Source organism: Streptomyces sp. NPDC002825, assembly GCF_040295385.1.
In the GTDB taxonomy this organism is placed as follows: domain Bacteria; phylum Actinomycetota; class Actinomycetes; order Streptomycetales; family Streptomycetaceae; genus Streptomyces.
This window is the reverse complement of record NZ_JBEOVH010000055.1, coordinates 1-13,195: the sequence shown is the minus strand read 5'-3', so window position 1 is coordinate 13,195 and position 13,195 is coordinate 1. Positions and strand designations below refer to the sequence as shown.

Genomic DNA, 13,195 nt, shown 5'->3' with positions numbered 1-13,195 from the left:
CGAAAGAGCACCAGCTCAGGCGGGTATACACCGCACAGGTGCACTAGTACACTCCCCCGCCATGCCGCCGGAACCGCCCTACCTGACCATCGCCGCCGAGATCCGGCGCCGCGTCCACGCGGGCGAACTGGCCCCGGGCGACCGGGTGCCGTCGACGCGGGCGATCACGCGCGAGTGGGGCGTGGCGATGGCGACGGCCACGAAGGCGCTGGCGGCGCTGCGCCAGGAGGGCCTGGTGCGGGTGGAGCCGGGCGTGGGAACGGTGGTGGTGAACCCGGGCAGGGGTGCCGGGACGACGCCCCTCACCCAGTCCCGGATCGTCCGCGCGGCACTCGCACTGGCGGACGCGGAGGGCCTGAACGCCCTGACGATGCGCCGGGTGGCGACGACGTTGAACACGTCGACGATGGCGCTGTACCGGCATGTGCCGGGCAAGGCGGAGCTGGTGCGGCTGATCTCGGACGCGGCGTGCGGCGAGGTGCCGCTGGGCCCGGTGCCGGCGGACTGGCGGACGGGCCTGGAGCGGGGGGCGCGCTGGCTGCGCGGGGTGTACACCCGGCACCGGTGGATGGCGCACGCGATGGCGTCGTTCACGCGGCCGGTGGCGACGCCGAACGCGATGAGGTACACGGAGTGGATCCTGCGCTCGCTGCGGGGCACGCCGCTCTCCTCGACGGACAAGCTCCACGCCCATCTCCTGATCTTCGCGTACATCCAGGGCCTGTCGATGGCGAACGATCTGGAGGAGCAGGCGCGTCAGGACACGGGGATCTCCGACGGCGAGTGGATGGAACAGAATGAGCCACGGTTCGACGCGATCCAGGCGGCCGGCCAGTACCCGGAGCTGGCGGCGGTCACCAGCGGCGGGGGCTTCGGTCTGGACCTGGAGGCGCTCTTCGAATTCGGGCTCCGCCGAACGTTGGACGGCATCGCGGCCATGATCGACGAAACGTCCGGTTAACGAACACTACCGTACGGGCAGCGGACGGTTTCCAGCCAACTTCCCGACACGGTCCTGACAGGTACCCGACAGTTCTGTCACTCTCTCCCCGGTTGTTCGCACCACAGTTCACCGCCTCACCCGAACGGGTTCAGCATCGCGAGCCCGCACACCCGAGGCGTCACAAGTACCTGCTCCACAGCTCTCCTTGCTCCGCCCGGACGGACCCACCCAAGCCCGCCGGTACCCCCCTCGCATAAGGAGTCTGCGTGAGATCCACGCCCAGCCGTCGCGCCACCGCGACCGGCGCTCTGATCGCCGCCGCCGCCATGCTCACCCTCGGCGTGCAGGCCGGCACCGCCTCGGCCGGCACCTTCGGGGCAGCCCCCGCGGCGTCGCCCCTCGGCAAGGTCAACCCGGGCAAGCTCCCGGCCGACCTCTCCCCCGCCGAGCGCACCGCGCTCATCAAGGCGGCGGACGCCGACAAGGCCGCCACGGCCAAGTCCCTCGGCCTCGGCGCCCAGGAGAAGCTGGTCGTCCGCGACGTGGTCCAGGACCGCGACGGCACGACGCACACGCGCTACGAGCGCACCTACGCCGGACTCCCCGTCCTCGGCGGTGACCTGATCGTCGCCGAGACCAAGGCCGGCGCCACCACCGGCGTCATCAAGTCCAACCGCGCCGAGCTCAAGAACGTCGACCTCGCCGCCGACGTCGCCCCGGCCGCCGCCGAGAAGCAGGCCCTGGGCCTCGCCGCCGCGGAGGGCTCGAAGAAGACCGCCGCCGACCGCGCCCCGCGCAAGGTCGTCTGGATGGCCCAGGGCGCGCCCGTCCTCGCGTACGAGACCGTCGTCGGCGGCCTCCAGCACGACGGCACCCCGAACGAGCTGCACGTCGTGACGGACGCGAACACCGGCGCGAAGCTCTACGAGTGGCAGGCCATCGAGACCGGCATCGGCAACACCATGTACAGCGGCCAGGTGACGCTCGGCACCGCGCCCTCGTACACGCTGACCGACACCACGCGCGGCAACCACAAGACGTACAACCTCAACGGCGGTACGTCGGGCACCGGGACGCTGTTCTCCAACACCACGGACACCTGGGGCAACGGCCTCCCGTCCAACAAGGAGACCGCGGGCGCGGACGCGCACTACGGTGCCGCCCTCACGTGGGACTACTACAAGAACGTGCACGGCCGCTCCGGCATCCGCGGTGACGGCGTCGGCGCGTACTCCCGCGTCCACTACGGCAACGCCTACGTGAACGCCTTCTGGTCCGACTCCTGCTTCTGCATGACGTACGGCGACGGCACCAACAACGCCAAGCCGCTGACGTCCATCGACGTGGCCGCGCACGAGATGACGCACGGCGTCACCTCGAACACCGCCGGCCTGGTCTACAGCGGTGAGTCCGGCGGCCTCAACGAGGCCACCTCGGACATCATGGCGGCGGCCGTCGAGTTCTACGCCAACAACGCCAACGACAAGGGCGACTACCTCGTCGGCGAGAAGATCGACATCCGCGGCAACGGCACCCCGCTGCGCTACATGGACAAGCCGAGCAAGGACGGCTCGTCCAAGGACGCGTGGTACTCGGGCATCGGCTCCATCGACGTCCACTACTCCTCGGGCCCGGCGAACCACTTCTTCTACCTGCTCTCCGAGGGCAGCGGCGCCAAGACCGTCAACGGCGTGAGCTACGACTCGCCGACCTCCGACGGCCTGCCGGTCACGGGCATAGGCCTCGACAAGGCCCGCATGATCTGGTTCAAGGCGCTCACCACCAAGTTCGGCTCGTCGACCAACTACGCCGGCGCCCGCACGGGCACCGTCGCGGCGGCCACCGACCTGTACGGGGCGGGCAGCGCCGAGGTCGCGGCGGTCGAGAACGCCTGGGCCGCGGTCAACGTCGGCTCCCGCCCCGGCGGCCCCGGCGGCGGCACGGTGTTCACCAACGACGCCGACGTGTCCATCCCGGACAACGGCGTCGCGGTGACCTCCTCGCTGACCGTCTCGGGTGTCTCCGGCAACGCGCCGAGCAACCTCGCCGTCGGCGTGGACATCGTCCACACCTACATCGGTGACCTCGTCGTCGACCTGATCGCCCCCGACGGCTCGGTCTACAACCTGAGCAACCGGGCCGGCGGCAGCGCGGACAACATCAACCAGACCTACACCGTGAACGCCTCCTCCGAGGTCGCCAACGGCGTCTGGAAGCTCCGCGTCCAGGACAAGGCGTCGATCGACACCGGTTACATCAACAGCTTCAAGCTGACCTTCCCGTAAGGCCGGAACGAAGCAGCGGGCGCCCGGAGGGAACCTTCCCTCCGGGCGCCCGCGCGTCCCGGGCTACCTCAGGAGGACCCCCGCCCCCTCCCCCGTCGTCTCCTCCGGCAGGGCCACGAGGCCGAGTTCGGCCGGGTGGGCCAGGAGCGGGTGGGCGGGCAGGACGCGGACGGTGCAGCCGAAGGAGCCCGTCCGGTCGAGCTCCAGGGTGCCGGCGTAGGGCAGCCGTCCCTCCAGGTCGGGGCCGCCCGCCGGCTTGAGGGTGACGGTGCGGGTGGCGGTGAGGGTGTCGTCGGCGTCGACGCGGCCGGTGACGGCCTGCACCTCGACGTCGTCGGCTTCGAGGCCGCCGAGCGCGACCCGGACGCGGACGACGGGCGTCGCGCCGAGTTCGGCGTCGGCCTCGGCGAGGTCGTCGCCGATCTCCACGTGGTCCACGGCCACCGCCGGCCACGCCTCACGGACCCGGGCCTTCCAGGCGGCGAGGTGCCGCGCCCGGTCGGGGGTGAGGGCGCGGCGGGCGCCGGCGGCGGGCACGTACAGCTCCTCGACGTACGCGCGGACCATCCGGTCGGCGAGCACCTTCGGCCCGAGGTCGGCGAGGGTCCGCCGGACCATGGCGGTCCAGCCGGCCGGGACCCCGTCGGGGCCGCGGTCGTAGAAGCGGGGGGCGACCCGGCGCTCGATGAGCTCGTAGAGGGCGGCGGCCTCCAGGTCGTCGCGGCGGTCCTCGTCGGCGGCGGCCGCGCCGTCGGCGGTGGGGATGGCCCAGCCGAAGTCGGGCTCGAACCACTCGTCCCACCACCCGTCGAGGACGGACAGGTTGAGGCAGCCGTTGAGGGCGGCCTTCATGCCGCTGGTGCCGCAGGCCTCCAGGGGGCGCAGGGGGTTGTTCAGCCAGACGTCGCAGCCGGGGTAGAGGCCGCGGGCCATCTCCATGCCGTAGTCGGGCAGGAAGACGATGCGGTGCCGCACCCGGGGGTCGTCGGCGAACCGGACGAGTTCCTGCACGAGCCGCTTCCCGCCGTCGTCGGCGGGGTGGGCCTTGCCGGCGACGACGAGCTGCACGGGCCGCTCGGGGTGGAGCAGCAGCGACCGGAGCCGGTCCTTGTCCCGGAGCATGAGGGTGAGCCGCTTGTACGAGGGGACGCGGCGGGCGAAGCCGATGGTGAGGACGTCGGGGTCGAGGACGGTCTCGGTCCAGCCGAGTTCGGCGTCGGCGGCGCCGCGCTGCCGCCAGGAGGCCCGCAGCCGGTCCCGTACGTCGCCGACGAGCCGTTCGCGCAGCGTGCGGCGCAGCTCCCACAGCTCCCGGTCGCTCGCGTCGGGTCCGAGCCGGGCGGCCTCGGGGGCGACCCAGGTGGGGGCGTGGACGCCGTTGGTGATCGAGCCGATCGGCACCTCGTCGGCGTCGAAGCCGGGCCAGAGTCCGGCGAACATGGAGCGGCTGACGGCACCGTGGAGGGTGGAGACGCCGTTGGCGCGCTGGGCGAGGCGCAGGCCCATGGCGGCCATGTTGAAGACGCCGGGCTCGCCGCCGAGCGGGGTCTCGTCGCCGAGGGCGAGGATCCGGCCGAGGTCGACGCCGGGGAGGGCGCCGTCGTCGCCGAGGTGGCGGGCGACGAGGGCCCGGTCGAAGCGGTCGATGCCGGCGGGGACGGGGGTGTGGGTGGTGAACACGGTGCCGGCCCGGACGACCTCCAGGGCAGCGTCGAAGTCCAGCCCCTCGCCGCCGAGTTCACGGACGCGTTCGAGACCGAGGAAGCCGGCGTGGCCCTCGTTGGTGTGGAAGACCTCGGGTGCGGGGTGGCCGGTGAGTCGGGTGTAGGTGCGGACGGCGCGGACGCCGCCGATGCCGAGGAGCATCTCCTGGAGCAGCCGGTGCTCGCTGCCGCCGCCGTACAGCCGGTCGGTGACGTTCCGTTCGCCGGGGGCGTTCTCCTCGACATCGGAGTCGAGCATCAGCAGCGGAACACGGCCGACCTGGGCGATCCAGATCTGGGCGTGCAGACTCCGCCCACCGGGCAGGGCGAGGCTGATCCGGGCGGGGGTGCCGTCGGCCTCGCGGAGCAGGGTGACGGGCAGCTCGCCGGGGTCGAGGACGGGGTACTGCTCCTGCTGCCAGCCGTCGCGGCCGAGGGACTGCCGGAAGTAGCCGTGCCGGTAGAGCAGGCCGACGCCGATGAGGGGGACGCCGAGGTCGCTGGCGGACTTGAGGTGGTCTCCGGCGAGGATGCCGAGGCCGCCGGAGTACTGGGGCAGGGCGGCGGCGACGCCGAACTCGGGCGAGAAGTAGGCGACGGCGGCCGGGGCGTCGCCGGGCCGCTCCTGGTACCAGCGGGGTCCGCGCAGGTACTGATCGAGGTCATCGGCGGCGGTACGCAGCCGCCCCAGGAACTCCTGGTCGGCGGCGAGCGCGGCCAGCCGGGGCGCTTCGAGGGCGCCGAGGACCCGGACGGGGTCGGCGCCGGCCGGGGTCTCGGGCGCGAGGGAGTCGAAGAGCGCCCGGGTGGGCTCGTGCCAGGACCAGCGCAGGTTGTGCGCGAGGCCGGCGAGGGGTCGAAGGGTGTCGGGGAGGACGGGACGCACGGTGAATCGACGGATTGCCTTCACGCTGTCCACCTTCGCAGGCGAGTACGGAACGGAGCGGGCGCACCACGCTGTGTGCCGCCAAGACGGTAGGGCACGCCCGCTCGTCGGTCCACGGGGCGTCTGCCGGCCGCGCCCGCCGGTCCCGGGGCGTCAGGCGGTGGGGACCGCCGGCTCGTACGGAGAGCCCTCGTTGACGGTGGCCGGGTCGAAGGCTCCCGTGGCGGCGTACCGGGCGGCGATCGCCGTGAGTTCCTCGGCGGGAATGACCTGCCGGATGTCGGTGAAGCCGTGTGGGGCGCGCGCGTGGGCGAGGTTAATGACGACCTCGGGGCCGAGTTCCCGGTTGGCGTGCTGGAGCGCGGTCATGGCGGGGCGGCGTTCGCGCTCGTACGCGGCGAGGCCTTCGGCCGGGTCGGGGTGGAGGGCGAGGGCGTGGGCCAGGGCGCGGGCGTCGACGATCGACTGGGTCGCGCCGTTGGAGCCGATGGGGTACATGGCGTGGGCGGCGTCGCCGATGAGGGTGGTGCGGCCGTGGGTCCACCGGTCGAGGGGGTCGCGGTCGACCATCGGATAGACGTGGGCGGTGTCGGCTGCGCGCAGGACGGCCGGGACGCTGACGCCGTCGAACTCCCAGCCCTCGTAGTACGGGAGGAAGCTGTCGACGGGGACGGGCCGGTTCCAGTCGCCCCGGAGGCGTTCCTCGCGGGCTTCGCGGGGGGTGTCGGCGGGCCGGGCGAGCGCCCAGTTCACGAGGACCTCACGGCCGGGTCCGGTGGGGCGGCTCATGGGGTAGACGACGGCCTTCTGCCGGTCGTCTCCGGCGATGAACATGAAGGAGCCGACGGCCCGCGCGGGCATCCGGGACACCCCGCGCCAGACGAGCATCCCGTTCCACGGGGGCGCGCCCTCGGCCGGGTTCAGGGCGGCGCGGACGGCGGAGCGGATGCCGTCGGCGCCGATGAGGACGTCCGGTTCGAGGGAGGCCCGGCCCCTGATGGGCCCTTCGCGGTGCTCCAGGCGCAGCCGGGTCCGGCCGTCGGGGAGGAGTTCGACGCCGGTCGCCCTGACGCCGGTGACGAGGGCGGCGGTGCCGAGCCGGGCGCGGACGGCGCCGGCGAGGACCTGCTGGAGGTGGCCGCGGTGGACGGAGAGCTGGGGCCAGCGGTAGCCGGCGTGGAGGCCGCGCGGTTCGCGGGATATGAGGCCGCCGGAGCGGTGGTAGTAGCGGAGCTCGCGGGTGCGCAGGGCGCCGGCCTCCAGGGCGTCGAGGAGGCCGAGGGCGTCGAGTTCGCGGACGGCGTTCGGCATCAGGTTGAGTCCGGCGCCGACGGGCCGGATGGCGGCCGAGGCCTCGATGACCGTCACCCGTTCGAATCCGGCGGTGTGCAGGGCGAGGGCGGCGGTGAGTCCGGCGATGCCGCCGCCGGCGATCACGATGTGGGGGCTCTGACCGTACGGCGGCCCGTACGGGGTGTGGGGGGACATCTGGTCTGCTCCTTCGCACCGAGGGGGCGTGTCCTACGCGGCCGGGCCGACGGGGGCCCCGGCGGGCGAGCGCCGCACGGTCGCGCGGCGCACCATGGTCTCGTTCTCCCTGGTCAGGTCCAGGATGGAGCGCAGCAGCGCGACGGGGGCCCCGCCGCTGCCCTCCTCGTACAGGCGCAGGTCGTCGCTGTACGCCTTGCGGGCGATGCCGAGGTGCCGGGCCCGGAAGGTCTTCAGGAGCCGCAGGACGCGGCCGAGGGCCTCCGCGGAGGCGGTGAGCGAGGGCGGCAGCCGGTCGGCGCCCTCCCAGCTGACGGCGGCCGACAGTTTGCTGACGGCGGAGATCCCGCCGCGGTGCCGGGCGTGGAAGGCGCGCCAGGACGGCAGGGCGTAGGGCAGGGACTCGTCGAGGAAGGCGTCGTAGACGGTGTCGGAGCGGTCGCACTGCCACAGCGTCAGGTCGACGAGCCAGAGCGGGACCTGGGCGGCGGCCGGGCCGAGGTAGTCGCGGCCGGCGATCTCGACCTCCTCGAAGTACGGGCGGAGGGTGAGCGCGAAGTACGCGGGCGGGACCTGGGCGACGGTGAGGTCGATGGAGTCGACCATGACCCGCACGTGTCCGGCGATGCGGTCGAGGGCGGCCGGGAAGCCGGGGTCGTACGGTTCGAGGCGGGCGAGCCGGGCGCAGTCCTCGACGGCGGCGACGAGTCCGGGGAAGACCATCCGTACGGCGTCCTGGAGGCGGGCCTCGGTGGGGTGGCCGGTGTAGGTGCGGCGGCGGGGGCCCGTCGGGTTCCAGCTCGTGTAGTGGTGGACGGTGTCCCGGGGGATCATGTCGGTGCGCCGGCCGAGGAGTTCGAGGACGGGCAGCGCCTCGGGCACGGCGGCCAGAGGCTGTACGCCGTGCCGTTTGAGGGAGCCGAGGAGGATGCCGAGGTCCCGCATGGCGGCGAGCGCGCCGCCGACGCTCCACTGGGCGGCCTCCTCGGGGTCGGGGACCAGGGCGCGCAGGGCGACGGTGAGGGCGGCCGTGTCGGCCCGTGCGTTCATCCCGGGCACCGCGGCGAGCAGGGCGTCGGCGCCCAGCGGGTCGGCGGCGCGTATGTCCTCGGTCGTGTGACGCGGGTCGCCGAGCAAGGCAGCACTCCTTCTTCCGGGGGTTCGGGTCGGGGTCGCGGTCAGCGCGGTTCGTGCACCGGCTCCCCCGCGGGCAGGCGTACGGAGAGCAGGGCGGCGAGCGCGGCGAGGGCGGCGCCGGTGAGCAGGGCGGCGCGGAAGCCGGCGGTCTCGGCGGCGGCGCGGGCGGCGTCGACGGCGCCGGTACGCGTGGTGTCCGCCGTACGACCGGCGTCTCCTGTACGGGTCGTGGCGACGGCCACCAGGACGGCGAGGCCGAGGACGGAGCCGAACTGCTGGCTGGTGTTGACGAGTCCGGAGGCGAGTCCGGTCTCCTCGGGCGCGGCGTCGGCGGTGGCGGCGACGTTGGTGGTGACCATGACGAGCGGCAGGGCGGCGCCGAGGAGGAGGCTGGGGGCGAGGACGGTGCTCGTGAAGGTGCCGTCCGGGGTGAGCGCGAGGGCCAGCCAGGCGGTCCCGGCGCACAGCAGGACGAAGCCGAGGGTCATGGTCCGGTGCAGGCCGAGGCGGAAGATGATCCGGCCGGTCTGCGGGGCGACCGCGACGACGACGAGGGAGAGCGGCAGGAGTCCGAGGCCGCCGCCGAGGGGCGCGTACCCGAGGACGCTCTGCAGATAGAGGCTGACCAGGAAGAACATCGGGAACAGCGTGGTCTGGGCGAGCGCCGCGAGGACGTTGGCCCGGCGCAGTGCGGGCCGGGCGAGGACGGAGGGCGGCACGAGCGGGGCGGCGGCCCGGGTCTCGGTGGCGGCGAAGGCGAGGAGCAGCGCCAGACCGGCTCCTCCGGCGCCGAGCGTGCGGGTGGTGAGCCATCCCGCTTCGGCGCCGCCGACGAGGGCGTAGGCGACGAGACCGAGTCCGGCGGTGGCGGTGAGCGCCCCGGTGAGGTCGAAGCCGCCCCGGAAGGCCACTCCCGCTCGCGGGTCGAGGATCCGGACCGCGAGGGCGGCGAGGGCTGCGGCGAGGAGGACGTTCAGCCAGAACGTGGCGCGCCAGCCGAGGAGATCGGTCAGGACACCGCCGAGGACCGTGCCGAGGACGCCGCCGAGACCGCCCATGGCGGCGAACGCGCCCAGCGCCCTGTGCCGGGCGGGCCCGTCGGGGAAGAGCAGGAGCAGCAGGGCGAAGGCGGCGGCCGCGGCGAGGGCGGCGCCGACGCCCTGGGCGGCGCGGGCCACGACGAGGGCGTCGGCGCCGGGGGCGAGACCACCGGCGGCGGAGGCGACGGCGAGCAGGCCGAGGCCGCCGAGGAAGACCCGCCGGTGGCCGAGGAGGTCGGCGACGCGTCCGCCGAGCAGGAGCAGCCCGCCGAAGGCGATGAGGTAGGCGTTGGCGACCCAGGACAGGCCGGTGGAGCCGGAGCCGAGGTCCTCGCCGACGGAGGGCAGGGCGACGTTGACGATCGCGGTGTCCGTGATCAGCAGCAGCTGGGTGGAGGCGAGGAGCGCGAGCGCCCCGCGCCGTGGCCCTCGGGTCACCGGGTGGTCCCCAGGCCGTAGCCGTCGAGGCAGGCCCGGGCGAGGCTCTCGCACTCCTCCGCCGCGCCGGCCCAGGTCTGCATCGTCAGGTAGACGTGCGGGGCGCCGTGGTAGAAGCGCTCGTACTGCTCGTGACGGCCGGCGAACTCCGATCCGAGGGCGTCCCAGGCGAGTTTGAGGAGCTTGACGCGGTCCTCGGCGGGCTGGCCGGGGGCCGCGAAGTAGCGGCGGACCAGCGGCCCGAGTTCGGGGTGGAGGAGGTCGCGGCCGCTCGCGGGGAGCTGGACGAGGGCGCCTCCGGCGAGGAGCTTGATGTCCTGGACGGCGCGCGGGTAGAGCTCGCCGGCCATGATCCGCTGGGCGAAGGAGATCTCCTGCCCGGGCCTGACTCCGCCGCGCCCGCCGTCGACCTCCTCGTACGAGGCCTCGGCGCCGAGGACGAAGGCCTTGGCCTGGGCGACCATGCCGAGGAGCCGGCCGATGGCCTGGGTGACGGGCGGCAGTTCCCCGGTGCCGTTCGAGCGGGCGAGGAGGATCGCGAGGCCGGTGAGGAACTCCAGCTTGGTCCAGAACCGGGTGGCGGACTGGTGGACGAAGTTCAGGTAGGCGGGGGTCCGCCACCAGATCGCGCCGGTGGTGACCGGGTCCCGGTAGGTGAGGACGCGTTCCCAGGGCACGAACACGTCCTCGCAGACGAGCATCGCGTCGTTCTCGTCGTACCGGGAGGAGAGCGGGTGGTCGAAGACGGACCGGGCGCGTTCCTCGTAGGAGGTGCGGGAGATCAGCTTGAGGCCGGGGGTGTCGAGGCGTACGGAGAAGGTGACGGCGTGCTCGGTGTCGTCGGCGGCCAGCGGTTCGATGGTGCCGACGAGGAGTTCGTCGGCGAAGACCGCACCGGTGCCGATGGTCTTGGCGCCGCGGACGACGATCCCGCCGTCGCGTTCGGCGACGACCCGGAGGGTGAGGTCGTCCTCACCGGAGCGGGACCCGGAACCGGAGACGCGTGCCGAGGCCGGGTTGGTGAGGGTGAACGCGGTGTGCAGGTCGCCCTCGGCGAGCCTGCGGTGGAAGGCGAGGGCGTGCTCGGCGCCGTCGAAGGTGTCGCCGGTGAAGACGGCGGGCGCGGCGGCGAACCCGGCGGCGCCGGCGGCCATGTAGTCGGGGGTGCGGCCCAGGAAGCCGTAGCTCGCCTCGGCGGTGGTGCGGAAGGCGCGGCGGCGGGCGACGAGGTCCTCGTACGAGCGGGGCACGGCACAGGCGCGGCGGACCCCGCCCTGGACGAGGACGGGCCGGTGCACGGGGTCGTCGGCGAGGTCGTACAGGCCGGCGAAGGAGGCGGCGGTGGCCCGGAAGGCGGGGTGGGCGGTGACGTCCTTGACCCGCTCGCCGTCGAGCCAGATCTCGCGCCCGTCGCGCAGTCCCTCCAGATACTCCTGCCCGGACCTCGTCACCGGTGTCTCGCCTCTCCTCGGATGTCACGGCTCTGCCGGTCCCGAGCCTGTCCGGGGGCGCCCCGGACGGACAATGAACGTCCGTCCAGGGGTCCTTAAGAACCGTCCAGGGGCCCCCGAAGATGTCAGGTCGGAGGAGTCGCGCGGTCTCAGGCGGTCCGGTACTCGCCCGGGGTCACCCCGAACCACTTGCGGAAGGCGAGGTGGAAGCCGACGGCGCTGCGGTAGCCGACGCGGGCGGGCAGGGCCGACTGCGGCAGGGAGGTCTCGGTGAGGAGCCGGCCGGCCTCCTGCATGCGGCGGGCGGCGAGGTAGCGGGCCGGGGAGTCGCCGACGAGGTCCCGGAAGGCGGCGGTGAAGGCGGAGCGGGACATGCCGACCTCGCGGGCGAGGGTGTCGATGGTCCACGGTTCGGCGAACCGGGTCGCCATCATGACGACGGCCCTGCTGATCCCGGGGTGGCGGAGCAGCGGCAGCGAGGCCGGGTTCCCGGCGAGCTCGCGGAGCAGCGGGCGGAGCGCGAGGACGAGGGCCATCTCGAAGGCGCGCAGGGTGATGAGCCGGTCGCCGGGGCCGACGGGCCGGTCGGGGGCGGCGAGCAGCCGGAGGGTGTCGCGGAGCAGGGGTTCGCGGTCGACCTGGCGGCCGTCGAGGACGAGGGCCCAGGGCAGCGAGGTGTAGAGGCCGGTGGCGGCGCTGGCGTCGTAGTGGAGTCCGGCGCACAGGAGGCGGCTCTCGGGTCCGCTGCCCTCGATGACGATCTCGCCCGAGGTGCCGGGCTGCCGTTCGGGCAGGACGGCCTTGAGGGGGACGCCCTGGCGTTCGGGCCGGTCGGAGAGGCGGTGGGCGGCGCCGGTGGGGAAGACGACGAGGTCGCCGGCGCGGAGTTCGACGGGGGTCTCGCCTTCGGCGGTGATCCAGCAGTCGCCCTCGACGACGTAGTGGAGGACGGCGCAGCTGCGTTCGGCGTCGCCCTCGATGGCCCAGGGGGCGCGGACGTGCCAGCGGCTGTCGAAGACTCCGGTGAGCCGGAGGGGTTTGAGGAGCTCGCTCAGCAGGTCCTCGTGCTCCCCTTCACCGGGAGGATCGAGGGGGTCGCGCTGGTCGTGACGGTCGGTTCCCACGGTTTCCATGGACGATCCTTCAACTTCCGCCCCGGTTTGTTAATTGAACGGCCGAAGCCGCCGCGGGGAGCCTGGAGGGACGCCGTCACGGCAGCGGTGACAGCCTATCGAAGGGCCTTGGACAGACATGGACAGTGAGATTCCGATGCGGGTGGCGGTCGTGGGCGCGACCGGCTTTCAGGGCGGCGCGGTGGCCCGCCTGCTCGCCGAGCGGCATCACCGGGTGCGGACGCTGACCCGGCGCGCGGAGGCGGACCGGCCGCCGCTGCCGGGAGCCTTCTTCCTCTCCGGGGACCTGGGGGTGCCGGGGGACGTGCGGCGGCTGTTCGCGGGGACGACGCACGCGTTCGTCACGATGCCGCTGGTGTACGAGGAGACGCGGGTGGAGGCGTACGCGCGGAACATCGCGGAGGCGGCCCTCGCGGCCGGCACGGAGCGCCTGGTGTTCAACGCCAACACCCGGCTCCCGCTGGGGCCGACGGACGTCCCCGCCTTCGAGACGCGGCGGCTCGCGGAGCGGGTGCTGCGGGACAGCGGGGTGCCGCTCGTCGTGGTCAGGCCGCCGGTGTACCTGGACAACCTGTTCTCGCCGTGGAACGGTCCCGCCCTGGTCGAGGAGGGGGTCCTCGCCTACCCGCTGCCGGAGTCGGCGCGCACGGCGTGGCTGTCGCACCGGGGTCTGGCGGAGGCGGCGCTCGCG

The 13,195-nt window shown here is 73.6% G+C and carries 9 protein-coding genes; 3 read left to right on the top strand and 6 right to left on the bottom strand.

Features of this window, described 5'->3' with window-relative positions; all coding sequences use genetic code 11:
- Window positions 1-61: 61 nt before the first annotated feature.
- Both ABT041_RS37790 and ABT041_RS37785 read left to right on the top strand, forming a co-directional pair.
- Window positions 62-961, top strand: coding sequence for a TetR/AcrR family transcriptional regulator C-terminal domain-containing protein (locus ABT041_RS37790; protein WP_351193381.1), 900 nt, complete (start codon window positions 62-64; stop codon window positions 959-961).
- Window positions 962-1,209: 248 nt separating this feature from the next.
- Entirely contained in the window at window positions 1,210-3,228 is a 2,019-nt protein-coding gene (locus ABT041_RS37785; RefSeq protein WP_351193379.1) for a M4 family metallopeptidase, read from the top strand.
- A 63-nt stretch (window positions 3,229-3,291) separates the two neighbouring features.
- Here ABT041_RS37785 and glgP read toward each other — a convergent pair whose 3' ends face one another.
- The 6 genes from glgP to ABT041_RS37755 all read right to left on the bottom strand — a co-directional run bounded on the left by glgP (window position 3,292) and on the right by ABT041_RS37755 (window position 12,504).
- The gene (glgP, locus tag ABT041_RS37780; RefSeq protein ID WP_351193377.1) at window positions 3,292-5,841 is read right to left on the bottom strand and encodes an alpha-glucan family phosphorylase; all 2,550 of its coding nucleotides are present in this window, start codon (window positions 5,839-5,841) and stop codon (window positions 3,292-3,294) included.
- A 129-nt stretch (window positions 5,842-5,970) separates the two neighbouring features.
- On the bottom strand, window positions 5,971-7,305 hold the full coding sequence (locus ABT041_RS37775) for an FAD-dependent monooxygenase (protein ID WP_351193375.1): 1,335 nt from the start codon (window positions 7,303-7,305) through the stop codon (window positions 5,971-5,973).
- Between the two features lie 33 nt (window positions 7,306-7,338).
- Window positions 7,339-8,442, bottom strand: a complete 1,104-nt coding sequence (locus ABT041_RS37770; RefSeq protein ID WP_351193373.1) for a monodechloroaminopyrrolnitrin synthase PrnB family protein — start codon at window positions 8,440-8,442, stop codon at window positions 7,339-7,341.
- 41 nt (window positions 8,443-8,483) lie between these two features.
- On the bottom strand, window positions 8,484-9,920 hold the full coding sequence (locus ABT041_RS37765; protein ID WP_351193371.1) for an MFS transporter: 1,437 nt from the start codon (window positions 9,918-9,920) through the stop codon (window positions 8,484-8,486).
- Entirely contained in the window at window positions 9,917-11,371 is a 1,455-nt protein-coding gene (locus ABT041_RS37760; RefSeq protein ID WP_351193368.1) for a 4-hydroxyphenylacetate 3-hydroxylase family protein, read from the bottom strand. The genes ABT041_RS37765 and ABT041_RS37760 overlap by 4 nt, the downstream gene beginning before the upstream one ends.
- A 149-nt stretch (window positions 11,372-11,520) precedes the next feature.
- A complete protein-coding gene (locus ABT041_RS37755) occupies window positions 11,521-12,504 on the bottom strand; it encodes an AraC family transcriptional regulator (protein ID WP_351193366.1) in 984 nt (327 codons plus the stop codon).
- A 118-nt stretch (window positions 12,505-12,622) separates the two neighbouring features.
- Between ABT041_RS37755 and ABT041_RS37750 the strand changes: the two genes are divergently transcribed.
- On the top strand, window positions 12,623-13,195 hold a 573-nt coding region (locus ABT041_RS37750), incomplete at its 3' end, for an SDR family oxidoreductase (RefSeq protein ID WP_351193363.1).

What these genes read in the sequence shown, in the direction of transcription:
- ABT041_RS37790 (WP_351193381.1), top strand. Translation starts at nt 62, where the DNA reads ATGCCGCCGGAACCGCCCTACCTGACCATCGCCGCCGAGATCCGGCGC.
- ABT041_RS37775 (WP_351193375.1), bottom strand. Translation starts at nt 7,305, where the DNA reads ATGTCCCCCCACACCCCGTACGGGCCGCCGTACGGTCAGAGCCCCCAC.
- ABT041_RS37755 (WP_351193366.1), bottom strand. Translation starts at nt 12,504, where the DNA reads ATGGAAACCGTGGGAACCGACCGTCACGACCAGCGCGACCCCCTCGAT.